Consider the following 24,372-nt stretch of genomic DNA (forward strand, 5'->3'; position numbering starts at 1 on the left):
CCGGGCCGCCCGCCGACGGAGCGCCTCACGCGACGGCGACGCCGTTGCGCGTGAGGTAGTCGCTCGCGGCCTTGATCTCGACCGGACTGCCGATGATACGGTACTGTTCGGCCGTCTCGACGACGGTGACGGTGAAGCGGGATTCGAGGCACTCTCGGTGTCCGTCGAGCGCGCGGCGCGGGAGGACGATCTGCGTGCTGTCTCGGAGGCTCGACGGGTCTGGCATTCGGCGTGGGTTGGGATTATTCGGCGCCGATATAACCGTGTCGAAGTATCGGCGTTCCAACCACTCCTCCGGCGACGATCCGTCGGTTTGCGGAGGGCAGCCGGGCGGTTCGCGGAGCGTGGGCGGGCGGTTCGGTCCCCGCCGCCGGGCGGGCGGTTCGAAGGAACACCTTTAACGAGCCGACCGGCCGAGAAACGGGTAATGGGACTGGAGGAGGAGATCGAAGACCTCCGCGAGGAGATCGCCGAGACGCCCTACAACAAGTCAACGGAGGCTCACATCGGGCGCCTGAAGGCGAAGCTCGCGGAGAAGAAAGAGAAGCTGGAGAACCAGTCCTCCGCCGGCGGCGGCCACGGGTACGCGGTCGAGAAGCACGGCGACGCCACGGTCGCGTTGGTCGGGTTCCCGAGCGTCGGCAAGTCCACCCTCATCAACGCCCTCACCAACGCCGACAGCGAGGTGGGCTCCTACGAGTTCACGACGTTGGACGTCAACCCGGGCATGCTGCAGTACCGCGGCGCGAACATCCAGATCCTCGACGTGCCGGGGCTGATCGAGGGCGCCGCGGGCGGCCGCGGCGGGGGGAAGGAGGTGCTCTCGGTCGTCCGGACCGCGGATCTGGTCGTGTTCATGCTCTCTGTCTTCGAGATCGAGCAGTACGACCGGCTCCGCGAGGAGCTGTACGCGACGAACATCCGCCTGGACACCGAGCCCCCGAACATCAACATCCGGAAGACGCACAAGGACGGGCTCGGCGTGACGATGAGCGACGACGTGAGCTTAGACGAGGAGACGGTGAAGCAGGTCCTCCGCGAGTACGGCTACGTCAACGCGAAGGTGACGATTCCGCACGACCTGACCATCGACGAGCTCGTCGACGCCGTGATGGACAACCGCGAGTACCTCCCCTCGATGGTCACCGTCAACAAGGCGGACCTCATCGACAAGAGCTACCTCCCGACGGTGAAAGAGGAGCTGCGCGAGCGCGACCTCGACCCCGAGGAGGTGCTCTTCATCTCCGCCGAGAAGGAGCTCGGCCTCGACGGCCTGAAGGAGCGCCTCTGGGAGGAGCTGGGCGTCATTCGAATTTATATGGACAAGCCCGGGCGCGGCGTCGACTACGAGGAGCCCCTCATCCTCTTCGAGGGCGACACCGTGGGCGACGCCTGTTCGAAGCTCGGCGGCGAGTTCGACGAGCGGTTTAAATTTGCGCGCGTTTCGGGTGAGAGCGCGAAACACGACGACCAGCAGGTCGGGAAGAGCCACGAGCTCGCCGACGAGGACGTGCTCCGGATCGTCGCTCGGAAGTAGACTTTTAAATAGACGTTGGCAGCGCTATCGCATCAGGCGCTCTCTCCGTTCGCTTATAAATAGCTGCCAGTCGATCGGTGGTGGCCACCTACAAAGCCCTAGCAGCTCAACTCTACGCAAGTGTCACTGGGACGATGACCGTAATCCGGCCAGCCGCTCTCTTATAAATACCTGACAGTGGATCGGCGGCGAACACCGCCAAAGCCCCAGCCGCTCGGCCATACGTCGGTGAAGACTGACCGACGGCGAACACCGCCAAAGCCTCAGTCGCTCGGCCGTACGTCGGTGAATACCGATTGACGGCGAACACCGCCAAAGCCCCAGCCGCTCGCTTATAAACGGTTGCTAGCGGATCGGCGCCGAACACCTCCAAAGCCCCAGCCGCGAGGCGGGCGCACGCTCGCTGCGGTCCTCGGTTAGTCGCTCACTTCGTTCGCTCCCTCCCTGCGGTCCTTACTTCGCCTGCGCCCGCCTCGCGACTGCCCCTTTGAGTCCCGCCCCGCACAGCAACCGCACCTCACACCTCCCCAGCCTCGCGGTTCGCGCTCTTTGAGCGCTCACCGCGTCCCTCGCACGTGCTCCTCGCGGCCGTTTAAAAACGGCCGCTCGGAGGCGCGCGCCACCGCATCGTCTGACCTCATTTATACTTCCTCCGTGCCCCCGCGGCCGACCGAAAGGCGCTTTTCGCGGGGCCGCGACCGTCGGGTATGCTCACGGTCGCGCTCGCGGGCAAGCCGAACGCCGGCAAGTCCACCTTCTACACCGCCGCCACGATGGCCGACGTCGACGTCGCCAACTACCCGTTCACGACCGTCGACCCGAACCGAGGCGTGACCTACGTCCGCACCGAGTGCCCCTGCCTCGACCGCGAGGAGCGCTGCGGGGCGGAGAACTGCCGCGACGGGAAACGGTACGTCCCGGTCGAGCTGCTCGACGTGGCCGGGCTCGTGCCGGGCGCCCACGAGGGCAAGGGGCTCGGCAACCAGTTCCTCGACGAGCTGACCAACGCGGACGTCGTGTTGAACGTCGTCGACGCCTCGGGCGCGACGAACGCCGAGGGCGAGCCGGTGGAGGTCGGGAGCCACGACCCCCTCGACGACGTTGACTTCGTCGAGGAGGAGATGGACCTCTGGCTCGCGGGCATCGTCGACCGCAACTGGGAGGGCGTCGAGCGGCAGTCGCGCTCGCCGGACTTCGACCTCGAATCGGCGCTGTCGGAGATGCTCACCGGCTTCGGCGCGACCGAGCGCGACGTGACCGCAGTCCTTCGCGAGTTGGAGTACCCCGACGACCCGAAGGCGTGGGACGACGACGACCGCGAGGCGCTCGCGCGGGCGGTCCGCCGCCGCACCAAGCCCATCGTCGTCGTCGCGAACAAGGTCGACGCGGCGCCCGACGGCGCGGTCGACCGCATCCGCGAGGGGACCGACAAGCCGGTCATTCCGGCCACGGCCGACGGCGAACTCGCCCTCCGCCGCGCCGCGGAGGCGGGCGTCGTCGACTACGACCCGGGCGACGAGTCGTTCGAGATCGTCGGCGAGGTCTCCGAGAGCCAGCGCGCCGGCCTCGACGCGCTCCGCGAGTCGATGGCGGCCCACGGCGGGACGGGCGTTCAGACCGCGCTGAACGCGGCCGTCTACGACCTGCTCGACCGGATCACGGCCTACCCGGTCCAGGACGCCGGCAAGTGGACCGACGGGACCGGGAACGTCCTCCCGGACGCGTTCCTCCTGCCCGCGGGCTCGACCCCGCGGGACCTCGCGTACGCGGTCCACTCCGACATCGGCGAGGGGTACCTCCACGCGGTCGACGCGCGCGCCTCGCGACGGATCGGCGAGGACCACGAACTCACCGAGGGCGACGTAGTGAAGATCGTTTCGACAGCGGGCCCCTGATCGGGGCGGATCGACGCCCTCTCGGTCCTGCCGGGTCCTTCCGGGCTCCGCCGCGTCCCGCTCCGAGCCCTTGCCGCCGCTCACTCCAGCGAGCGCGCGTACGTCACCTGTTTGGGCTCGAACCCCGCGTCCCGGTAGAACCGCCGCGCGCCGTCGTTGCCCCACTCGCAGGAGACGGTGACGTAGTCGCGGTCGGCCTCGCGAGCCATCTCCGTCACCCGGTCGACGACCGCCGTGCCGTACCCTTCGTTCCGGTGTTCCGGGTCGATTTCGAGGTTCACGACGTCGAGGTACCGGCCACGCTCTCGGGAGGGTCGGTCACCCGTTTCGAGGGTGACGAACCCGATCGTCTCGCCGTCGACGACGACGAGGTAGTCGGTCACGTCCGGGTCGTCGAGGTGCGCGCGGAACCCGTCGTCCGGGACGGATCCCGCGTCCGCGTAGGCGATCTCGTTCAGCGCCGAGTACCGCTCCATCGCCGTCGCGAGGTCGTACCACCGCTCGACGAGGGCGTCGAGGTCGCTCTCGTCGGCCTCCACGAGTTCCATGCCGCCCGGTGACGGCGGGCGACCACTTCAGCCTTCGTTCGGCGTGCGTCGGCGTCGCGTCCGGGGCGCCGAGGCGGGCCGAGCGCCCGCCGTGCGACCGACAGGCACATGCGGGTCGCCCGAGACGGGCCGGTAGAGAGCGGCCATGCTCGGGCTCGAACACGACTTCCGGATCGTCGACACCCGCGCGACCCTCGACCCCGACGAGTCGTCGGTCGTCACCCACGGGCGGGACATCTCGCCGGAGCGGCTGGAGCGCGAGATGCTCCAGGCGGGGATCGTTCGCGCGGTCGCGAGCCCCGGCCAGCGCGCGGCCGGGCGGAGCTACCTCCGCGCGAACAACGCCGTCGCCCGGCTGTCGATCGACCGCCCGTTCGTCGCGTTCGCCCGCCTCAACGGCCCCCGCGACCCCGGGACCGGCCCCGTCTCGGTCGTCCGGAACATCCGCGCCGAGCGCGACGACCACCACACCCGGCCGGACGACGTCGAGCAGTACTCCTACGACGACCGGTTCCACGGGTTCACGCTGGCGCCCCACGTCGACGGGCTCCCAAACGAGGACGTGCTGGCTCGGCTGGAGGACGCCGACCTCCCCCTCTTCGTCCACGCGGGCCGGGAGTTCCCGCCCGAGGCGGTCGAGACGGAGCTGCTCGGCTACGACCTCCCGGTCGTGTTAGGGAGCTTCGGGGGCTACCCCTTAGACGCCGAGCTGATGAACGAGACGCTCGACCTGCTCGACGAGTACGACCGGCTGTACGTCGACACGAGCGCGGTCCGGTACCGCGAGGTGCTCGAACGCGGCGTGTTGGAACACCCCGACCGCGTCCTCTTCGGCTCCGGCGCGCCCGACGTCCACCCCAACGTCGGCGTGATGGAGGTGCTCACCCTCGACGTCTCCGAGGACCTGATGGCCCGCGTGCTGGCGAAGAACCCCGCCCGGCTCGTCCCCGCGCTCGCCGAGGGCGCGGACGTCTGACGGGGCGCACCGCAGCCCGCGAGCCGCTCCTCGGTGCCGAAGCGACGGCCACTTGTCGCGTCGCCGCCGACCGCCAACAATGAGCGACGAGGATGCAGACGCCCCGCGGACCGGCGACGACGACCCCTACGTCGAGGTCGTCCGCGCGGTCGGCCACGAGAACGTCACCGCCGAACACGCGAGCACGTTCGAGCTCACGACCGACGACTGGCTCACCCCTGCCGGCGACTGCATCGTCGGCGTCGAGGCCGACCGGACGCCTCGGGACTTCTCGACCGAGTTCCGCGAGGCGTGTCGAGACGCGGACGCGACGATCGAGGCGACGCTCGTCGTCGACGCCGGCGACGAGACGTTCGAGGAGACGATCACCGGCCGCGGCGACCCCGACCTCGCGCTGCTCGACGACCGTTCGATGGTCGGCCGGACGAGCGACTACACGGATGACGAGCGCACGATACTCGTCGACGGCGACGGCGCGGCCGCCGACCTCGACCGCGACCTCGTCGCCGCGCTGGCCGACGGTGCGGACCTCACGCTCCGGTTGGCGGTCGAGCCTGGCGAGTGACTGCCACGGCGGAACCGTCTCAGTCGCCAGCCGCCGTCACGAAACCTGACAACCCTAAATGAGTTTATGGTTGTTCCGCAACCCTTTTGCGGGGGTCGCGGGATGAACTGTGTATGAGCGACGTGAAAGCGGAACTCCGCGAACAGTTCTTAGAGGCGTTCGGCGGCGCAGACTTCCCCGTCGAGAACCAGATGGACCTCGTCCCCGCGCTGCCGGACGGCCCGGCGACGAAGTTCGAGGCCGGCGACGTGAGCTTCACCGCGATGGAGATGGCGGCGAAGCTCGGCAGCGAACAGGAGTTCCCCTACGACACCGCCGAGGAGCTCGTCGACGACATCCTCGACGGGCTCGAATCGAAAGGGATGATTTGAGCCGGCCGACCGCCACGGAACGTTTCTATCGACGCTCCGCGCTTTTCGGTTCCGTAGCCGACGCGCCGGCGGGAGGTTGATTACCGCGGAGCCGCTACGGCGGGTGTGTTCGCCGAGCTCACGACGCTGGTACCGCGGTGGGTCCTCTGGGGGGTCGGCCTCGGGATCGCCGCCACCGGGGTGGTCGCGGTCGCCTTCTACCTCGGGGACCGGTTCGTGCCGGCTCCGGCCGCGTCGGCCGGCCGCCGCGGCGCCGCCGGCGACGAGCGCCGCCGCCGCGAGATCCGGACGTACCTGACCGCGGCCGGCGAGCGGTTCGCGGAGGACCACGCCTTCGACGACGTCTCTGTCCCCTTCTACCTCCCCGAGCGCGGCGTCGCGATCACCTTCGACGCGCACGACTACTTCCGCTTAGAGGGCGAGGGCGTCTACACCGTCCTCTGTGAACACGAGATGCCGGGCCGCGGGCTCGGCCGCCGGCTCCCGTTCGACGTCGACGAGCCCGACTGGGCGACCGACGAGTCGACCCGATCGAGCGCCGGCCGGTCCGGCCGCTTCGGCGGCGGCCGCTTCGGCGGTGCCCGCTCCGCCACCGGCCGCTCGGCCGGCCCCTCACGGCCGGGCGGCCCCGCCGGCCGGACCGACCCCGTCGGCGACGCCTTCGACGAGCTCGGCGTCTCGCGCGACGCAGACCTCGACGCGGTGAAGGGCGCCTACCGCGAGCGCGTCAAGGAGACCCATCCGGACCAGGGCGGCGACGAGGAGTCGTTCCGTCGCGTCCGCGAGGCGTACGCGACCGCCCGCAACCACGTCGACGGCGGTCCGGCCGACCGCGACTCGGACCGCCGCCGCGAGCGTCAGACCGGGTACGGGCGGTGACCGACTCACCCCCTGACGCCGACGTCGCGTTCGCCGAGCGCGCCGTGTACCTCTCGGACGCCGACGCGCTCGTCGTCGCCGATCTCCACGTCGGCCGGGGCGAGGCCTCCGCCGTCTCGCTCCCGCTCGGCGAGCGCGCTGACCTCGTCGACCGGCTCGGGGCGCTGCTCGACCGGTTCGACCCCGCGACGGTCGTCGTCGCCGGCGACGCGGTCCACACCTTCGACCGGGTCACCGACAGGGCCCGCGAGGCCTTGGACGCGCTCCGCGACGGCTGCGAGGCGAGCGGCGCCGCCCTCGAACTCGTCGCGGGCAACCACGACGCCGCGCTCGCGGACGCGTGGGACGGACCGGTCCGCGAGGAGTTGGTCCTCGAGGCGTCCGGAGACAGTTCCGATGGCGACAGCCCTCGAACCGTCGTCTGTCACGGCCACGAGGCCCCGTCCGCGCCGGCGGACCGGTACGTGATCGGCCACGTCCACCCGACGATCGAGATCGAGGGCGACCGCCGCCCCTGCGTCCTCCGCGGCGAGGGGACCTACCGCGGCGCCGACCTCCTCGTGTTGCCCGCGTTCACCCGGCTCGCCCCGGGCGTGGCCGTCAACGACATGGGCACCGCGGCGTTCGACTCCCCGCTCGTCACCGACGCGGACCGACTGGCGCCGGTCGTGATCGACTCGCCCCCCGACGGCGGCGACGGCGGCAGCGACGGCGGGGAGCCGCTCCGGTTCCCGCCCCTCGGCGAGTTCCGTGAGCTGTTGTGAACGCTTTTGGTCTGTCGTGCGTACTGTGAGCTATGAACACGGAGAACGCCTGCCTCGGCTGCGGCGAGCCGTTCGACTGGGGGGACGGCGAGTGCCCGGAGTGCGGCTGGGACCGGGACGAGTGGGCCGCGAGCGGTCGGCACGGACTGGAGAAGGAGGGCCACGGCGAACCCGAGGAGGAGGGCGGGTCCGGCGGCGGGCTCGGCGGCCTCGGCCCGATCCGCTGAGGCGGGAGAACGCGACGGGGGCAAGGAACGGGCCGACCGTGAGTCAGTCGTCGCTGCTCAGCGTCCACGTCGAGGTGAACTCGTCGACGTCGCCGTCGTACGCGGACAGCTCGCCGCCCGACTGATCGACGTACGACGCGCCGGACCCGTCCGGGCCGTCGGGGCCGTGGCGCGCGCGGTGAAGCGCGTCGCAGACGGCGCCCTGTCCGCCCATGTTCACGCTCGCGAGCCGGGAGCGCTTCTGGACCACGTCGAGTCGCTCGGCCGGGATCGGGTCGCCCTCCGGCGTCAGGAACAGCGTGTCGTCGGGGCCCGTCACGTGGCCGCTCGTCTCGACGCGGTCGAGGTAGTCGGCGATCGGGTCGGCGTCGACGACGACCGAGAGCCCGCCGAGGTCGACGTGCGCCTCGTCGCCGGCGACGTCGACGTCCGAACGGTCGAGCGCGACGACCTGTTCCGGGTCGACGGCGGCGTCGAGCAGCGCGTCGACCGCTGCGCGCTGCGTCGAGACGCGGGCCTTGTCGGCGATGGCCGCGCGCACCTCAGCCACTCCGCCGTCCGCGTCCGGGAAGGTCTCGCCGAAGGTGTCGCGAGCGTTGACGCCGGTCGTGATCTCCGCGCCGTGCATGTGGTCGCACAGCTCGATTCGCGCCTCGTCGGCCCAGTCGAGCCCCTCGACTTCGTCGCGGGCGTCGGTCGCCATCATCCACGCGAAGGCGGGCGAACACCACGCGGTCGGGAGCGTGAACCGGACCTCGACGCGGCCGCCGTCGATCTCGATCGCGTCGATGTAGTCGAGTTCGACGATGGAGCGGGCGAGCTCCGGGTCCTCAACGCGGTCGAGCCGCTCGATGACCGCCTGTCGCTTCGCGGGATCGTCGCCCGCGCCGCTCGTCGGGTCCGCGCTGCTCCCCGACATCAGTCCGCGGCGGCCCCCGCGTCCCCGCCGTAGTGGGCGCCGAGGTCGAACCGCTCGGTGATGTCGTCGTCGCGGAACTGGCGCTTCTTCTCCTCGATGTCGATGTCGTACAGCTCCGCGACGTTCTCGCCCATGACCTTCTTCATCGTCTCGACGTCGAGCTCGACGCCGTACTCGTCTCGCTGCTCGTCGGTGAGCTCCGCGTTCATCACCTGGTCGACGAGCCAGTCGGGGTTCCACAGTGCGTAGTCGGAGCCGAACAGGACCCGGTCCTCGCCGAGCCAGTAGAGCAGCTCGCCCATGATCTCGCCGAACTTGCGCGGGCGGTTCGTCGTCATCGCGGAGGCGACCGCGAGCCCGCCGTACACGTTCGGCTCCTGGGCGGCGATCCAGCAGAAGTCGTCGAGCCGTGGGAGCCCGACGTGGTTGACGATGAAGTTGAGCTCCGGGAACGACGAGGCGGCGTCGTCGATATCCTTCACGTCGAACGCGTCGCGGTTCAGCGGGCGGATCGTCGGCCCCTTGTGGGCGTTGATGTTCTCGATGCCGAGGTCGGCGCACTTCTCTAAGAACTCGAAGGCCTCGTCGCTGTCGAGCCGCCACCCTTTCGACTCGCCGCGCCACTCGGCGGTGTACAGCTTCACGCCGGGGATGTCGTACTCCTCCTTGAGATGTTCGAGGTACCGCAGGCCCTCCTCGCCGTCGCGCGGGTCGAAGCTCCCGTTCAACACGAACCGCTCGGGGTACTCCTCGGCGAGTTCGGCGTTCTGCTCGGTCGTGTTGAACCCCTCGTCGTAGAAGTCGTCGAGGTACGTCGGCTGGAAGATCGCCATGTCGGCGGCCGCGTTGCCGAACAGGTCCTCGGTCATCTTGTCGGCGCCGTAGTGGCGATACTCGTCGATGTCCCACTGCTTCTCCTCCGGGGTGAATCCCGTGTGGTAGTCGTAGAAACACTGAATGAACTGCTCGCCCCCCTCGTGGATGATGTTCTCCTGTCGGGCGTCCCACAGGTGAACGTGGCCGTCGATGACGAAGATCTCCTCGCCGTCCATCTCGTACATACGAGTTGGTGTGAGTGTTGGTCTCATATAACTATAAGGATCGTTCAGTATTGTTACCAATGGTAAGCTGAGCGATCTTGGGACGTACGCTGGTTACCCGAGCGGGATAGATCCGTAACGAATGTTTATGTGGGTGTGTACGAGAGTGTGAGACACATGCAAGCTGCCAGACTCCACGAGTACACCGACGACATGAGCGAGGGGCTCACCATCGACGAGGTAGACCGGCCGGCCGCGACGGGCCCGGACGACGTGATAGTCGAGGTCGAGGGCGCGGGGTGGTGCCAGACGGATAACCACATCATCGAGGGGATGTGGGCCGAGTACGTCCCGCAGGAGCTCCCCTTGACCCTCGGCCACGAGAACGCCGGCACCGTCGTCGAGACGGGCGACAACGTCGACCTGGTCTCGCCGGGCGACCCGGTGATCTGTCACCCGGTCCAGACCTGCGGCACGTGTCGCCCCTGTCGGCTCGGCGAGACGATGTACTGCGAGAACGACGCCTTCAACGGGCTCACCACCGACGGCGGCTTCGCCGAGTACCTCCACACCAGCGAGCGCTCGGTGATCCCGCTGCCGTCGGGCGTCGAGCCGATAGACATCGCGCCCCACGCGGACGCCGGGATCACCGCCTACCACGCCGCGAAGAAGGCGGTCGCCGACCTGAACCCCGGCGACCACGCGGTCGTCATCGGCGTCGGCGGGCTCGGTCATATCGGCCTCCAGTGCCTTGACGCGATGAGCGCGGCGCGGATCACCGCGGTGGACCTGAAGGAGTCGGCGCTCGACCTCGCCGACGGGTACGGCGCCGACCACCTCGTGAACCCGAGCGAGGCGGACGTCGCCGACGAGATCGAGGGACTCACGGACGGCACCGGCGCGGCGCAGGTGCTCGACTTCGTCGGCGAGGACGTGACGACCGCCTACGCCCCCGAGATCACCGCCGCCGGCGGCGACCACCACATCATCGGCTACGGCGGCCACGTCCACGAGCCGTCGCAGGCGCTGGTGAACGGGGAGTTCTCCTTCGTCGGCAACATCGTCGGGCGGTACGCCGAGCTGCAGGAGCTCGTCGCGCTCGTCGAGCAGGGCGACGTCGACCTCCACACCAGCCGGTACGACCTCGGCGAGATCAACACGGTCGCCGAGAAGCTCGAACACCGGGAGATCGACGGGCGCGCCGTCATCACGCCCTGAGTCGGGTCCGGGCGGCGAGCCGCGCCGTAGCCCACAGAAGATTTTTATCGTTCGTTCCGAACACCCCAGATTATGGAGCGCAGAGCCCTCCTCACGGCGATAGGCGGATCCGCCGTCGCGCTCTCCGGCTGCGCCGGCGAGGCCGGACCGGATCCGGGAACGAACGGGACCGACGGCGGCGCGAACGGGACCGACGACCGATCGGACGACGGCGACGGAACGACCGGTTCGCTCGTCCTCGAACTCCGGCCGGTACCGCACGTCGTCACCGCCTACGAGCCGTCGCCGAGCCGCGGGATCGACCCGGAGTACGTCGTCCCCGAGTCGGAGGTCCCGGACGCGCTGCGCGAACCGCTCGCCGCCGCCCTCGACGGCGGCTTCGAGACCGACGACCCGAGCGACGCGCTGCTGGCCGCCGTCGACGCGTTCCGCGTCTACGACCGCGGCGAGCTGAAGCCGTACGTCGAGATCGACGGGACGCGCTACGCGTTCGACCCGATGCTCCCGACGTTCACCGCGGAGCTCGCCGACGAGCCGGCCGAGGAGTACGACGAGGAGCGCGTGCTCCGCGAGGCGGGCCAGCGCGATCTCGACGACGCGGCGGTCGAGACGTTCGTGAACGCCTTGACCGCGTACGGCCCGAACGTGGCCCGCGGCGAGTACCGCCGGTGCGTCCGCCCAGAGTCGGTCGCCGTCTTCCTCGAGGAGTACGACTACCTGGAGGACGGCCGCGGCGTCTCCCGGATCGAGACGGCCGTCGAGAACGAGGAGCCGCCGTACGCGATCACGATCCGGGAACTGACCGACGGCGATCTGTGGGACCGCCCGGTGGTCGACGAGGCGGCGATCGACGACGAGGTGGTCGCGTTCTTCGAGCGCGCGCTGGCGTCGGACCACCGCGCGCCCGCGCTGCGCACGCCGGACCGGAGCCAGCTCTTCGCCGACGACGTGCCGGACGCCTACGAGGCGTTCGCCGCGGGCCGCGACGAGCCGGTCTACTACCGTATCGACGGCACGGTGTACAGCGTCATCGTCGGCGAGTCACGGTACGACCGCCTTCCGGTGTCGGTCTCGGTCGCCCCGAGCGAGGACGCGGCTCGCCAGTTCTCCCTCACGGTCGCTCCGGCCCCGGAGAACGCCGACGGCGACGTCGAGGGGCCGTACACGTTCACGAGCCGGGGCGCGCTGCCGAGCGCCCTCTGGACCTTCCACGAGGGCGAGCGGCGCTCGCTGGAGATCGTCGAGACCGAGGGGGTCGAGGGACCGCAGCCGCGGCGCAGCGACGGCGAGGCGCTGGAGTCGCTCACCGCGGGCGACGAGATGGCCGCGACGTACCGGGTCCCGTCGGACCTGCCCACGGGGACGTACGCGAGCCGCGGCCTGTTCCACGTCTCCTGGGGCGTCCCGGACCAGACGCCGAGCGAACACGGCTCGTGCCCGTTCGAGCTGGCGATCGCGGTCGAGTAAGCGCTCTCGACTCACACTGACCGGAATCCCGACGATGGGGACGCGTCGCGATCGAGGCTCAAATGGGCGCTTCACCCACGGGAAGGCCTTTGTCGTCCGTTTACGATCCCGTCGTATGGACGGCCTCGTCTCGCCCGCATCCGATCGCTCGTCAGCGCGGCGCTGGTCGCTTTACGCCGGCGCCTACGCGTTCGCCTGTGGCGCGGTCACCGCCGAACTGCTGTCGACGGTCCTGCGCGTGTTCACACAGGTGGTCGGGCTCCCCGAGACGTTCCCGGTGCCGCTCCTCGCGGCGCCGGCGCTCCTCGTCGGCGGCGGCGTCTGGTGGCTGCTCGTCGAGCGTCCCGAGCGGTACACGTATCCCGCGGGAGTCGCGTACGGGGCGCTCACGGCGCTCGGGACTGGACTCTGCTGGACCGCGTGGTTCCTCGTCGTCTGGAGCGTCGACCTGCTCGCCGCCGGGCCGACCCCGCTCCTCGTCGCCCTCGTGATCGGGCTGACGACGGCCGCCGGGGCGCTGATCGGTCCGCCGATACTCTTCGTCCGCCGGCGGAGCCGAGCGGGGTCGGCCGCCGACGCGACCGCTAATTCCTTGTGACCGCGGACCACACCGATCGCACATGGACGAGAACGGCGCCGACGCAGGCGCGTCCGGCCGCGACGACGCGACTGACCCCCTCGCCGACGAGGACCTCTACCGCGTGCTCGGCCCGGACGGCAGTCCCCTGCCGGACGCGACGGTTCCGGACCTGTCTGACGAGCAGTTCCGCGCGATCTACCGGGACATAGTGGTCACCCGCCGGTTCGACGAGCGGGCGGTGAGTCTCCAGCGGCAGGGCCGGATCGGCACGTACGCGCCCTGCGCGGGCCAGGAGGGGTCGGCGGTCGGCTCGACGCACGCGCTCGCTGACGACGACCTGATCAGCTACCAGTACCGCGAGCACGGCGCGGTCGTCGTCCGCGACCTCCTCGGCGAGTACCTCCCCTACTGGATGGGTCACGAGTCCGGGACGGAAGCGATCGCCGACGGCAACGTCTTCCCGCTCAACATCGGCATCGCGGCACACCTCCCGCACGCGGTCGGCGCCGCGTGGGCGTTCGACTATCAGGGGGAAGACCGCGTCGTCGCCTGTCACTTCGGGGACGGCGCGACCAGCGAGGGCGACTTCCACGAGGCGATGAACTTCGCCGGCGTCTTCGACACGCCGACGCTGTTCTGCTGTCACAACAACGGCTGGGCCATCTCGATCCCCGAGTCGCGACAGACCGCGAGCGACACGTTCGCGCAGAAGGCGGCCGCCTACGGCTTCGAGGGGGTCCGCGTCGACGGGATGGACCCCCTCGCGAGCTACGCGGTCACCCGGGAGGCCGCCGAGCGGGCGCGGGGCGACGGGGGCGAGTCGGACGGCGACGGAGGCGACGAAGAGGAGCCGCGCCCCGTCCTCATTGAGTTCGTCGAGTACCGCTTCGGTGCGCACACGACCGCAGACGACCCGACCGCCTACCGCGACCCGGACGACGTGGACCCGTGGCGCGCGCTCGACCCGCTCGATCGGATGGAGGCGTTCCTCCGCGAGACCGGCCGGATCGACGACGAGGGGGTCACGGCGATTCACGACGAGGCGGACGACGTCGTCGCCGACGCGATCGACTTCGCGGAGTCGGTCGAGCCCGATCCGAGCGACATGTTCGACCACGCGTACGCCGAGCTCCCTCCCGAGGTCCGCCGCCAGCGCGACGAACTGCTCGCGGCCGTCGAGGAGCACGGTGAAGAGGCGTTTGTGCGAGAAGACTAATTATCTGGAAACGAGTAGACGCACTTAGACGATGGATCCGATGGACCGCCTCCGTGCGATCAAGCGAGTTCTTCGCGACCGAGACATCGACCTCGATCGCATGCGACGCGAGTCGAAGTCGGACTGGGAGTCCGGGCGCGACGACGATCGGTTATAAATACTCCGCCGCCGCCGCGGCTGCCTTCCGCCCGCTCTCCAAGGCGCCCTGAATCGACGACCACTCGGTGTAGTCGCCCGCGAGCGTCACCGGTCCCTCCGGATCGTCGGGGTCGGGGAGGTCGGCGTGGACGCCCGGGGGCTGCGCGAACTGCGCGAACCGGATCCGGTGGACGTCGAGGGTCTCCAGCCCCCCGAAGTCGCGCTCGGGGAACCACGCGTCGAGGGCGTCGTGAACGTCGTCGCGGAGGTCCTCGTCGGACCGATCGAGCGCCTCCTCGCCGAGGAACGTCGCGGCGAGAAGCGCGCGGTCGTCCGGGGCGTACTCGGGCGCGACCTCGGACATCGGGACCACGGCGTTGGGTGATTTCTCGGCCGCGTTGAGCAGGATGCGCTCGCCCGTCTCGAACGACTCGCCCGCGGGGAGCGCGTACCAGCCGGTGACGTTCGGGACGCCCTCCGTGGGCACCGACTCGACGCCGGTGAGCCGCCGGGCCTCGGGCGGCGAGGTCGCGACGACGACCGCGTCCGTCTCGCGGGTCGCGCCGTCCGCGAGTTCGACGGTCGCGCCGTCGGCGTCGGCGGAGCCGGTCCGGAAGGGGATCCGGCCCTGTCCCGCGACGCGGACCGACTCGACGTCCTCGCCGGTCCGTATCTCGACACCCGCCTCGCGCGCGCGGTCGGCGAGCGCGGCGGGGAGCGCGGCCATCCCCTCGGCGGGGACGCCGATGGAGCCGCGACCCATCGCGCGGAACGTGTACTCGAAGACGTGCTTGGAGGTCGAGAGGGTGCGATCGAGGGTGATCCCGCCGTAGAATGACTCCACGAAGTTCTCGACGTAGTCGTCGGCGAACCCCCAGTCCCGCAGGTACTCGCGGATCGAGGCGTCCGGGCCGGCGAAGAACTTCTCTTCGTCGCGGTTCGCGAGGTCGTACCGGAGCGCGAGCGTCCGGAGCTTGTCAGAGAAAGAGACCTCGTCGTTTAGGAGGGAGGGGAACGCGGACAGCGGATCGCGGAGCGGGTCGCCGAGCGTCGAGCGCGAGCCGGGGCGGCAGATCGTCGCGCCGGGGGCGAACGTCCGGAGGTTGAGGTCGTCGAGCCCGTCGGCGCCCAGTTCGCGTTTGACCGCGGGATAGCTGGAGAAGAGGACTTGGAAGCCGCGGTCGAGGGTGAACCCGTCGACCGTCTCCGTCCGCACGCGCCCGCCGACCGCGGGCCGTCGCTCGTACAGCGTCACGTCCGCGCCCGCCTCGGCGAGCCTCGCCGCGGCGACCAGCCCCGCCAGCCCGCCGCCGACGACCGTGGCGTCTCCGTTCATACGTTGAGTATCGGGTCGCGGGTTTATAAGCGGCCGCGGGATCGGCTCGCGGAGGTCGCGGTGACCACTCTTTTGTCGGGACCGGGCGCATTCCACGCGTGGATCGAGTCGCACTCGCCCGGTGGCTGTCCCTCGCCCTCGTCCCGCTCGGCGTCTGGCTGTCCGTCGACGGGTCGAACGCGGGAGCCCCGCTCGGCGTGCCGGTCGTCCTGTTCGGACTGGCCGGATTCGGGCTGTCGGACCGGCTGTTCGACCCGGACGCCGCCTCGCCGAGGAGTCTCGTCGACGCGCGAGCCGCAGACCTCTTCCAGCTCGGCGCGGCGCTCCTGGTGTTTGCGTTTCTCGCCGTCGTCTCGGGACGATTCGAATCTACCTCGGCCGTCATCGCTTCCCTCCGGTCTCCGGGGGCGTCCGCCCTCGTCGCCGTCGTCGCCGGGGCGCTGCTCGGCGGCGGGGTGGCGGTCCTCACGTTTCGGTGGGACCGGCTTCGAGCCGTGAGTCAGACGGTCCGGTTCCGAGCAATCGGTGGGACCGCCACGTTCGGGACGTACCTCGCGCTCCTCGTCGCGGCGCCCTCGTCTGCGTTCCTGTACGCCGCGGTGTACGCGCTCAGTCGGCTGATCGCGCTCTTCCGACTGCCACCCCCCTCGCAGTGGTGATGTATCGGAACCGGTGAGCGGTCCAGACTCGGTTCCGTCGTGCGAGCGGATTCCCCTCTTTATAAACTGACGCCGACGCGAACGCCACCGAAGCCCCAGCCGCGAGGCGGGCGCACGCTCGCTGCGCGCTTCAGTCGCTCACTTCGTTCGCTCCTTCCAGTGCTTGTGTCGCCTGCGCCCGCCTCGCGGCTGCCCCTTCGAGTCCCGCCCCTCCGGAAGACGTTCCTGCTCGCTTCGCTGCGCGGGCTGCGACTTCCGTGCTCCCACTCGCTTCGCTCGCGGGAACGCACAGCACCGCGGCCTCACGCCTCCCCAGCCTCGTCGGCCTCCCTCCGGTCGGCCGACTCCCTCGCGCGTGCGACTCGCGCCCTGCGGGCGCTCGTCGGCACGCGCCACCGCGTTGTCGTGGTGTCAGTCCGCCGGCAGCCCGTCCCGGAGTGCGAAGCGATTAGTCGCCGCCGCCGCAACGTTCGGTATGGCTGATTTCGAGACCACGCCGGCGTTTCGGGGTTTAAAAAGTCGGGCGTCGGGACGCATCCACGAGACCGCCGACGCGGCGTCGATCGACGATGACGAGGGGGCGCGCGGCCTCGACCCCGTCTACGACTACGACGCGGTCGATCCGGACGACCTGTTCGACCCGGCGGCCCGCGGCGGGAGCGGCGACGCTCGGGCTGCGCCCGCGACGGCGCGGGGACACTGGCGGTTCGACGCGCTGCTCCCCTTCCCGGCGGAGGACGCGCTCACCGCGGGTGAGGGCGCCACGCCGCTCGTGGCCACCGACCGACTCGCCGACGAGCTGGACGTGGAATCGGTGTACGTCAAAGACGAGGGGCGGAACCCCACGGGGACCGTCCTCGACCGCGGGCTCTCGCTCGCCGTGACCGCAGTTGCGAAGCGTGCGGCCGACGGCGCGGACGTCGAGCCGCTCGTCTGCGCGAGCCCGGGCAACGCCGGGCAGTCGATGGCGGCGTACGCGGGCCGGGCGGACCTACGCTCGTACGCGTTCGTCCCCTCCCGATGCGCGTTCTCGAACAAGTCGATGACGAACGTCCACGGCGGCGAGATGCGCGTGGTCGGCGGGCGCTTCCCCGACGCGGCCGCCGCGGTCGACGAGCAGTTAGAGACCGACTACACCGACCTCGGCGAGTTCGCGACGCCGTACCGCCACGAGGGGGCGAAGACGGTCGCGTTCGAGCTCGTCGCCGACCTCGGCGACGCCCCCGACGTCGTCGTCGTCCCGACCGGCTCCGGCGAGGTCGTCGCCGGCGTTTATAAGGGATTCTCGGAGCTGGAGCGGGTCGGCGCGATCGACGGCACCCCGAAGGTGGTCGCGTCGCAGGCATCGGGTTGCGCGCCGATCGCGGCCGCGGTCGAGCGCGGCCTCGACGAGCCGGAGCCGTGGGGGACGCCCGACACCATCTGCGGCGAACTGGAGATCCCGGACCCCGCGGGCGGCGCCGCGGCCGTCGAGGCGGTCACCGAGAGCGGCGGGACCGCGGTCGGCGTCGACGACGACGACATCTTGGCGAGCGCGGTCGCCGTGGCGCAAAACGAGGTCGTCGAGACCGGCGCGGCGGGCGGCGCGGCCCCCGCCGGCGCGTGGGCGCTCGCCGAGGAGGGCTTCTTCGACGGCGACGAGACCGTCGTCCTGCTCAACAGCGACGCCGGCCTGAAGACGCCGGACATCCTGCGCAGCCACCTGATGGGCCAAGGTATTTAAAAGAGAGAACGTCGGTCAGCGTCCGTGCGACTCGCACTCCTCGCCCTTCAGTCTCGCCGCGCGAGCAGCCCGGTCGCGAGCAGCGCGAGCGCGGCCGCGACGACGCCGAACCCGGGCGCCGAGTCGCCCGTGTTCTCGGCGCTTCCGTCGCCGTCGCTCTCGTTCCCGTCCGCGGTTGTCAGCTCCGTCTCGTTCCCGTCCTCGCCGTCGGTCGACGAACCGTCGGACGTGTCACCGTCGCCCGACGAGTCGCCGTCCGCCGAGGAGCCGTCAGTCGAGCCGTCGTCCGCGCCGTCGGTCGACTCGCCGCCCTCGCCGCGGAGCTCGACCACCGCGTTCGAGAGCGTTGTCGTGGACTCGATCACGCTGCGCGGCGCCGGCTGGTTGAGGTAGTTCACGTTCATCACCACGTAGCTGTCCTCGACGCCCGCGGTCGTGCTGGCGTACGGCTCCTGCTCGAGGATGGCGGCCTCGGAGTCAGTGACTAAGATTAGCTCGGGGTCCGTCTCCAAGATCACCTCGTCGGAGAGCTGCGGGTACCCCGAGCCGACGTCGGCGGCGACGTTCTCGGTCCCGCCGACGTTCATGATCGCGTCGATGAAGGTGTCGTTCGCCGCGACGTAGCCGCCGCCGAGCGGGTACAGCGCGGCCGGGCGGTCGACGTCGGCCGTCCGCTCTTCGGCGGCGTCGACCGCGTCGTACATCTCCTCGTTGGTCTCCGCGGCGGCGTCGCACGCGCCGACGAGCCGGCCGATCGTCTCCGTCTTCTCGGCGATGTCCTCGACGGAGGTCGCCGCGGGGAAGTGGTACACGGTCAGCCCCTGCTCGCGGAGCGGCTCGACGTCCGCCGCCGAGGCGTTCGGCGCCAGCACGAGGTCGGGCTCGGTGGCCACGACGCGCTCGACGCTCGCGCCGAACTCGGCGGAGACGTTCGCGCGCTCCTCGGCGCCGTCGAGGTAGAAGGCGAACTGGCTCACGCCGACGACGCGGTCCTGCTCGCCGAGCTCCCACAGCGTCTGCGCGGCCGACGGATTGATCGTCGTGATCCGCTCGGGGCGCTCCTCCAGCGTCACCGTCTCGCCGGTCGCGTCGGTCGCGTTGAACGGGAACCCGCAGGCGCCGTCCGTCTGTGCGGGGCCGGTCCCCGTCGCGCCCGCGGCGCCGACCGCCGGCTGCGCGCCCGCCGTCGGCTGCGCGCCCGCAGTCGGTCCGTTGGTCGATATCGTCGGCTGTGCGCCCGCGACCGTCCCGGCGACGCCGCCGATCAGGGCGGTCGTCACCAGCACGGCCATCGCGATCGCGAAGCTGTTTCGCATCGGATCGAGGGGCGGGCTCGTCCAATAAGTATTTACCTACTACAAGTTGTGTTGGAGTACGTATGCGACCCTGGGCCCGCTCGGCGGCGTGGTCGGCGGCGGGAGCCGCGCTGCTCGCTGTCGTCGTCGTCGGCAGCGCCGGGATCGGGCCGGTTCGAATCCCGCCGGAGACCGTGATGAAGTCGGTGTTGAACGCGGTCGCGGTGCCGGCGGGGATCGAGACGAGCGCGGGCGGCGTCGGCCCGCTGCCGATACCCGGCGTCGGCCTCCTCACGATCCCGGGCGTCGACCTCGCGTTCGCGTCGCCGTTCGCGTTCCCCGTCGACTCCGTCCACCAGCAGATCGTGGTGGGCGTGCGGCTCCCGCGGATCCTGCTGGCCGCGCTCGTCGGGTTCGCGCTCGCGGCCGCCGGCACAGTGATGCAGGGCTTCTTCCGCAACCCGATGGCGGACCCGTCGATCATCGGCGTCTCCTCGGGCGCGGCGGTCGGCGCGGTCGCGTTCATCGTCTTCCCCGCCGCGCTCTCGACGACGGTCGCCCTCCCGCTCGTCGGCCCCATCGAGGTCGCGCTCTCGCGGGGAACGGGGACCAGCCTCTTCGCGTTCGTCGGTGCGCTCGTCGCCGCCTTCGGCGTGTACGCCATCGCGACCCGGGGCGGTCGGACCCCGGTCGCGACCCTCCTCCTCGCCGGGGTCGCGGTCCAGACGTTCCTCGGCGCGGTCGTCTCGTACCTCCAACTACAGGCGGGCGAGTCGCTCCGGCAGATCGTCGCGTGGCTGATGGGACACCTCTCGGGCGCCGCGTGGAGCGAGGTGGCCGTCACCGCCGCCGTCGTGCCGCCGCTCTTTCTCGTGTTGCTCGCGTACGCCCGCGACCTCAACGTCCTCCTGCTCGGCGAGGAGGAGGCGCGCGGGCTCGGTATCGCGGTGGAGCGCACCAAGCGCGTGCTGCTCGCGGCCTCGGCCCTCGTCACGGCCGCCGGCGTCGCGTTCGCCGGGGTGATCGGGTTCGTCGGCCTCATCGTCCCGCACATGCTCCGGCTCGTCGTCGGGCCCGACCACCGGGTGCTGCTCCCCACCGCGGCGCTTTCCGGCGGCACCTTCCTCGTCGCGGCCGACACGGTCGCGCGCTCCGCCCCCGCCGAGTACCCGGTCGGGATCATCACCGCCGCGGTCGGCGCGCCGTTCTTCGTCTACCTGCTCGTGACCCGCGAGGTGACGGAGCTGTGAGCGCCGACCGCTCTTCCCCCTCGTCGCTCCCCGACACGGCGCTCTCGTTCGGCGACGCGCCGCTGCTGTCGGCCTCGGACGTGGCCGTCTCGTTCGGCGACCTCGACGTCGTCTCCGGTGTCGACCTCCGGGTCGAACCCGGCTCGCTCGTCGGCCTCGTCGGCCCCAACGGCGCCGGCAAGACCAGCGTGTTGCGGGCGGTGACCGGCGCGGTCGAACCGGACGCGGGGACCGTCGAGATCGGCGGCGACCCGGCCGCGTCGCTGTCGGCCAAGCAGGTGGGCCGGCGCGTCGCGAGCGTCCCGCAGGCGACGAACCTCGCGTTCGACTTCCGCGTGCGCCACGTCGTCGAGATGGGCCGGACGCCGCACCTCGGCCGCTTCGACGCGCACGGCGTCGAGGACGACGCCGCGGTCGGCGCCGCGATGGCCGCGGCCGACGTCGAGCGCTTCGCCGACCGGTCGATCACCGAGGTCTCGGGCGGCGAGCGCCAGCGCGTGCTGCTCGCGCGGGCCCTCGCGCAGGCGGCCCCGCTCCTCCTCCTCGACGAGCCGACCGCCAGCCTCGACGTGAACCACGCGGTCGAGACGCTCGAACTGGTCCGCGAGTTCGTCGACGACGGCGACCGGGGGGCGATCGCCGCGATCCACGACCTCGACGCCGCCGCCCGCTACTGCGACGAGGTCGTCGTCCTCGCGAACGGCGGGGTCCGGGCCGCCGGCCCGCCGGAGTCCGTGCTGTCCGCGTCGACCGTCGGCACCGCCTTCGACGCGGAGGCGTTCGTCGGCCGCGACCCGGCGACCGGGACGCCGGCGGTGACGGCGTTCCCGCACAGCGACGTCGAGAGTCGGCGCGTCCACGTGATCGGTACGGGGCGGCCGACCGCGCGCGTCGTCGCCCGGCTGGCCGCCGCGGGCCACGAGCCCTCCGTCGGCGTGGTCCCCCCGGGCGACGCGGCCGCCGGCGCCGCCGCGGACGCGGGCGCGACCGCCGTGACGGCCCCGCCGTTCGAAGCGCCCCCCGAGACGACGCTCGCGGCGGCCCGCGAGCTCGCGGCCGACGCGGACGCGACGCTCGCGGTCGGGACCGAGCGCTCGGGCGACGTGGCGGACGGTCCGACCGCAGACGGCCCGACCGCGGACGGCCCGAACGCCGAGGTGGCCGCGGCCGCGGACCGAGTCGTTCCGGTCTCGTACGACATCGGCGGTCGGGAACTGCTCGACGCGGTCGCGGCCGCGACCGCGGACGGGGAGTGAGCCCTCGCCGTTCCGCCGCCCGCGAAGCGTCACCGTTTATTCGCTCGCCCGCGTCTCCCCGACGATGAGCGTCCCCTGCGTCGCCGTCGACCGCGAGCGCGGCGAGACCGTCCGGAGCCGGCTCGCCGACGCCGACGCCCTCGACGGCGACCATCAGATCGCGGTCGAGGACGAGACGATCTACATCCCCGTCTCCGGCCGCGACCGAGTGCCCGCCGACCTCGCGGACCGGATCGTCGAGCGCGACGCGGAAGCGAGGGACCGCCCGACGACGCCCGCGGCGATCCTCGGCTACGAGCCTTCCCTGGAGCGGCTGGGCGACATCGTCATTATCGATGAGGACGACGACGAGCGCGCCCGCGAGATAGCCGACGCCGTGATGGCCTCCGACGTTCCCTGCGACACCGTCCTCAACCGCGCGTCGCCGATCGAGGGCGAACTCCGGGTCCGGCGGTGGGACGTGCTGGCCGGGAACGGCACCGAGACGGTCCACCGCGAGTACGGCCACGAGTTCGCGCTCGACGTCGCCGAGGTGTACTTCTCGCCGCGGCTCGCGACCGAGCGCCACCGCGTCGTCGAGCAGGCGGCGGCCGGCGAGTCGGCGATCGACATGTTCGCCGGCGTGGGGCCGTACGCGGTCCCATTGGCGTCCCGCGGCGCCGACGTGGTCGCGTGCGACCTCAACGAGCGCGCGGTCGAGTACCTCCGCGAGAACGCCGAGCGCAACGGGGTCGCGGATCGGGTGACCGCGATCGCTGGCGACGTGCGCGAGATCGCCGACGAGTACGCCGACACGGCCGACCGGCTCGTGATGAACCTCCCGCACTCCGCGAACGAGTTTCTCGACACCGCGGTCGCACTCGCGGGCGACGACTGCGTGATTCACTACTACGACATCCAACACGAGGACGACCCGTTCGGCCCCGGCCGCCGCGCGATCGAGGCCGCCGCGGGCGACGCCTACGCCGTCGACGTCGAGACCGAGCGCGTCGTCCGGTCGTACGCCCCCCACGAGTACAACGTGTGTCTCGACGTGCGCCTGACGCGCGTCGAGGGCTGAGCCGGTTCGGATCGTCTCGCCCGGTATAATCGCACAGACACGTCAGGGCGTTCACTTATGTGTGACAATTACTATCATGAGAACGCATGAGCGACGCCGAAGACCCCGAGGAGCGCATCGACGAGACGACAACCTGGCCGGACTTAGCGATCGGACTGTACGACCGACTGACCGGCCGGAACGCGGAGATTCACTACCAGTTCGACGATCTGACCGTCGAGGTGCCGAGCGGGACGGGCGACGACGCCGAGCACGCCGAGTGGCGCGTCGACGGCGGGGTTCGGGTCACGACGAGTGAGTCCGAGTGAGTCGAGTCCGCGGCTCTCGGTCGAGACGGAGGACCTGACCCTCTCGGTGGACGGCGTCGACGCAGCGGTCCATGCGACCGACCGCCGGCTGTTCGTCGAGGTCGAGAGCCTCCGCGACGCCCTCCGTATCGCCCGGCGGCTTCCGGACGAGTCCGTCTCGAACCGCGCCCTCGCCGAGCTGGTGCGAGGCGGCCTCACCGCCGAGGTCAGGGTCCGCAGTCGCACGGTCGCGGTCGCCGGCGCCGACGCACGGCCAGGGCCGCTCTCGCACCGGCTCGGCCTCGCGCCCGCGGAACTGCGGCTCGCGGGCGTCGTCGGCGCCGGCTACGGGGGTCTCTCCGCGGCGGTGCGCCGAGCGCAGCGGCTGTTCTCGTAGCGCCGATCGTTCGACACCGCACTCGGCTGGCCGATCGGTCCGGTCGCTCGCGAAGGCGGTCGAGACAGCGAGAACGCCGCGCCGCCCCGAGGGGGGTCGGGGGCGGCGCGGCCGGGGCCCGTCACATGACAAGCGGTCGCGGCGGCGGTCTCGGACCAGAGGCGATTCTGCGCTTGGCGCGTCGGAGACGCGTTTCACACGGTAGCCGCGACGGAACGCTGATGGGGATGACGGCCGCGCCGGGTCGCCGTGGGGGTGACGACCGGCGAGGCTATCGCCGCCCGGTACGGGCTTCGACCGGGCACGCACCGCCGGGGGATTCGATCCCCGCCGTCTCGGCGCGCGGGCGGTGTCATCACACTCAGATTGAAGCCCGAACACGTATTTAGTCTTTTTCCTTATATTCCTGTATTGTATCCGAATTCTCCTTGCGTGTTGATGTCGAATGCTCACGTAATAGTGACGAACGTGAGTTTACTTCAAGAGAAATTCACCGCTTTCACCGCTCGGCTCGGCGCGACGGATCGCCGCTCCGTCCCCGTTTCGGAACCCTTATTTTTCCGTCCGGGAATTGAAGCATGCGTGCCGGAGTAGCTCAGCTGGCAGAGCGATTCCTTCGTAAGGAATAGGTCGGGGGTTCAAATCCCCCCTCCGGCTTCCTGCTGTGAACAACGTGAGCAGCGGAAGCCAAGGCGGGATTTAAACGAGGCCGGACGAGCGCGAGCGAGTCCGGCCGTTGTTCACAATCCCCCTCCGGCTCTTCTGACGG

The 24,372-nt window shown here is 70.8% G+C and carries 25 protein-coding genes and 1 tRNA gene; 20 read left to right on the forward strand and 6 right to left on the reverse strand.

Annotated features, from left to right (window positions below; translation table 11 throughout):
* Positions 1-25: 25 nt before the first annotated feature.
* Positions 26-226, reverse strand: a complete 201-nt coding sequence (locus J7656_RS11585; RefSeq protein WP_017342749.1) for a VNG_1110C family protein — start codon at positions 224-226, stop codon at positions 26-28.
* Between the two features lie 201 nt (positions 227-427).
* Here J7656_RS11585 and J7656_RS11590 point away from each other — a divergent pair, with 201 nt between their 5' ends.
* Both J7656_RS11590 and J7656_RS11595 read left to right on the forward strand, forming a co-directional pair.
* Positions 428-1,537 (forward strand): OBG GTPase family GTP-binding protein, encoded by a 1,110-nt coding sequence (locus J7656_RS11590; RefSeq protein WP_017342748.1) that lies wholly within the window; start codon positions 428-430, stop codon positions 1,535-1,537.
* Between the two features lie 707 nt (positions 1,538-2,244).
* A complete protein-coding gene (locus J7656_RS11595) occupies positions 2,245-3,432 on the forward strand; it encodes a redox-regulated ATPase YchF (RefSeq protein ID WP_211553373.1) in 1,188 nt (395 codons plus the stop codon).
* Positions 3,433-3,512: 80 nt separating this feature from the next.
* Here J7656_RS11595 and J7656_RS11600 read toward each other — a convergent pair whose 3' ends face one another.
* Positions 3,513-3,980, reverse strand: coding sequence for a GNAT family N-acetyltransferase (locus J7656_RS11600; protein WP_211553374.1), 468 nt, complete (start codon positions 3,978-3,980; stop codon positions 3,513-3,515).
* A 145-nt stretch (positions 3,981-4,125) separates the two neighbouring features.
* On the opposite strand from J7656_RS11600, the gene J7656_RS11605 reads away from it, so the two are divergent.
* From J7656_RS11605 to J7656_RS11630, 6 genes are all read left to right on the forward strand, one after another.
* Complete coding sequence (locus tag J7656_RS11605; protein ID WP_211553375.1) at positions 4,126-4,956, forward strand: amidohydrolase family protein; 831 nt, start codon at positions 4,126-4,128, stop codon at positions 4,954-4,956.
* Between the two features lie 79 nt (positions 4,957-5,035).
* Positions 5,036-5,521 (forward strand): DUF371 domain-containing protein, encoded by a 486-nt coding sequence (locus J7656_RS11610; protein ID WP_211553377.1) that lies wholly within the window; start codon positions 5,036-5,038, stop codon positions 5,519-5,521.
* A gap of 113 nt (positions 5,522-5,634) precedes the next feature.
* Positions 5,635-5,892 carry an MTH865 family protein gene (locus J7656_RS11615; RefSeq protein WP_017342743.1) on the forward strand — a complete coding sequence of 86 codons (258 nt, stop codon included), beginning with the start codon at positions 5,635-5,637 and terminating at the stop codon, positions 5,890-5,892.
* Between the two features lie 105 nt (positions 5,893-5,997).
* On the forward strand, positions 5,998-6,771 hold the full coding sequence (locus J7656_RS11620) for a J domain-containing protein (RefSeq protein WP_211553378.1): 774 nt from the start codon (positions 5,998-6,000) through the stop codon (positions 6,769-6,771).
* Complete coding sequence (locus tag J7656_RS11625; protein ID WP_211553379.1) at positions 6,768-7,535, forward strand: metallophosphoesterase; 768 nt, start codon at positions 6,768-6,770, stop codon at positions 7,533-7,535. Before J7656_RS11620 ends, J7656_RS11625 begins: the two co-directional genes overlap by 4 nt.
* A gap of 32 nt (positions 7,536-7,567) precedes the next feature.
* Positions 7,568-7,762, forward strand: coding sequence for a hypothetical protein (locus tag J7656_RS11630; RefSeq protein WP_017342740.1), 195 nt, complete (start codon positions 7,568-7,570; stop codon positions 7,760-7,762).
* 43 nt (positions 7,763-7,805) lie between these two features.
* Here the strand turns inward: J7656_RS11630 and J7656_RS11635 are convergent, their stop codons facing one another.
* Positions 7,806-8,681, reverse strand: a complete 876-nt coding sequence (locus J7656_RS11635) for a metal-sulfur cluster assembly factor (RefSeq protein WP_017342739.1) — start codon at positions 8,679-8,681, stop codon at positions 7,806-7,808.
* Complete coding sequence (locus J7656_RS11640; protein ID WP_017342738.1) at positions 8,681-9,742, reverse strand: amidohydrolase family protein; 1,062 nt, start codon at positions 9,740-9,742, stop codon at positions 8,681-8,683. Before J7656_RS11640 ends, J7656_RS11635 begins: the two co-directional genes overlap by 1 nt.
* A gap of 156 nt (positions 9,743-9,898) precedes the next feature.
* Here J7656_RS11640 and J7656_RS11645 point away from each other — a divergent pair, with 156 nt between their 5' ends.
* The 4 genes from J7656_RS11645 (at position 9,899) to J7656_RS11660 (ending at position 14,202) form a co-directional block, all read left to right on the forward strand.
* Positions 9,899-10,939: an NAD(P)-dependent alcohol dehydrogenase gene (locus J7656_RS11645; RefSeq protein ID WP_211553380.1), complete on the forward strand. Its 1,041-nt coding sequence runs from the start codon at positions 9,899-9,901 to the stop codon at positions 10,937-10,939.
* A 72-nt stretch (positions 10,940-11,011) separates the two neighbouring features.
* Positions 11,012-12,406: a hypothetical protein gene (locus J7656_RS11650; protein WP_211553381.1), complete on the forward strand. Its 1,395-nt coding sequence runs from the start codon at positions 11,012-11,014 to the stop codon at positions 12,404-12,406.
* Positions 12,407-12,521: 115 nt separating this feature from the next.
* A complete protein-coding gene (locus tag J7656_RS11655) occupies positions 12,522-13,004 on the forward strand; it encodes a hypothetical protein (protein WP_211553382.1) in 483 nt (160 codons plus the stop codon).
* 22 nt (positions 13,005-13,026) lie between these two features.
* On the forward strand, positions 13,027-14,202 hold the full coding sequence (locus J7656_RS11660) for a thiamine pyrophosphate-dependent dehydrogenase E1 component subunit alpha (RefSeq protein ID WP_211553384.1): 1,176 nt from the start codon (positions 13,027-13,029) through the stop codon (positions 14,200-14,202).
* Positions 14,203-14,353: 151 nt separating this feature from the next.
* Here J7656_RS11660 and J7656_RS11665 read toward each other — a convergent pair whose 3' ends face one another.
* Positions 14,354-15,676, reverse strand: coding sequence for an NAD(P)/FAD-dependent oxidoreductase (locus J7656_RS11665; RefSeq protein ID WP_211553385.1), 1,323 nt, complete (start codon positions 15,674-15,676; stop codon positions 14,354-14,356).
* Positions 15,677-15,774: 98 nt separating this feature from the next.
* Here J7656_RS11665 and J7656_RS11670 point away from each other — a divergent pair, with 98 nt between their 5' ends.
* Together J7656_RS11670 and J7656_RS11675 are read left to right on the forward strand one after the other, a co-directional pair.
* Entirely contained in the window at positions 15,775-16,335 is a 561-nt protein-coding gene (locus J7656_RS11670) for a DUF8100 family protein (protein ID WP_017342731.1), read from the forward strand.
* A gap of 475 nt (positions 16,336-16,810) precedes the next feature.
* Positions 16,811-18,058: a threonine synthase gene (locus J7656_RS11675; RefSeq protein WP_017342730.1), complete on the forward strand. Its 1,248-nt coding sequence runs from the start codon at positions 16,811-16,813 to the stop codon at positions 18,056-18,058.
* Positions 18,059-18,105: 47 nt separating this feature from the next.
* Here J7656_RS11675 and J7656_RS11680 read toward each other — a convergent pair whose 3' ends face one another.
* Positions 18,106-19,374, reverse strand: a complete 1,269-nt coding sequence (locus J7656_RS11680) for a PGF-CTERM-anchored ABC transporter substrate-binding protein (protein ID WP_017342729.1) — start codon at positions 19,372-19,374, stop codon at positions 18,106-18,108.
* Between the two features lie 62 nt (positions 19,375-19,436).
* On the opposite strand from J7656_RS11680, the gene btuC reads away from it, so the two are divergent.
* From btuC to J7656_RS11710, 6 genes are all read left to right on the forward strand, one after another.
* Entirely contained in the window at positions 19,437-20,603 is a 1,167-nt protein-coding gene (gene btuC / locus J7656_RS11685) for a vitamin B12 ABC transporter permease BtuC (RefSeq protein ID WP_211553386.1), read from the forward strand.
* Positions 20,600-21,859, forward strand: coding sequence for an ATP-binding cassette domain-containing protein (locus J7656_RS11690; protein WP_211553387.1), 1,260 nt, complete (start codon positions 20,600-20,602; stop codon positions 21,857-21,859). Before btuC ends, J7656_RS11690 begins: the two co-directional genes overlap by 4 nt.
* Positions 21,860-21,923: 64 nt before the next feature.
* A complete protein-coding gene (locus tag J7656_RS11695) occupies positions 21,924-22,919 on the forward strand; it encodes a class I SAM-dependent methyltransferase (RefSeq protein ID WP_017342726.1) in 996 nt (331 codons plus the stop codon).
* A gap of 86 nt (positions 22,920-23,005) precedes the next feature.
* Positions 23,006-23,227: a hypothetical protein gene (locus tag J7656_RS11700; protein WP_007994137.1), complete on the forward strand. Its 222-nt coding sequence runs from the start codon at positions 23,006-23,008 to the stop codon at positions 23,225-23,227.
* A complete protein-coding gene (locus J7656_RS11705; protein ID WP_017342725.1) occupies positions 23,214-23,603 on the forward strand; it encodes a hypothetical protein in 390 nt (129 codons plus the stop codon). The genes J7656_RS11700 and J7656_RS11705 overlap by 14 nt, the downstream gene beginning before the upstream one ends.
* Before the next feature lie 584 nt (positions 23,604-24,187).
* A tRNA-Thr gene (locus tag J7656_RS11710) sits at positions 24,188-24,260 on the forward strand.
* Positions 24,261-24,372: the final 112 nt, after the last annotated feature.

The sequence above is a fragment of the Halorubrum ruber genome (genome assembly GCF_018228765.1).
GTDB lineage: Archaea > Halobacteriota > Halobacteria > Halobacteriales > Haloferacaceae > Halorubrum > Halorubrum ruber.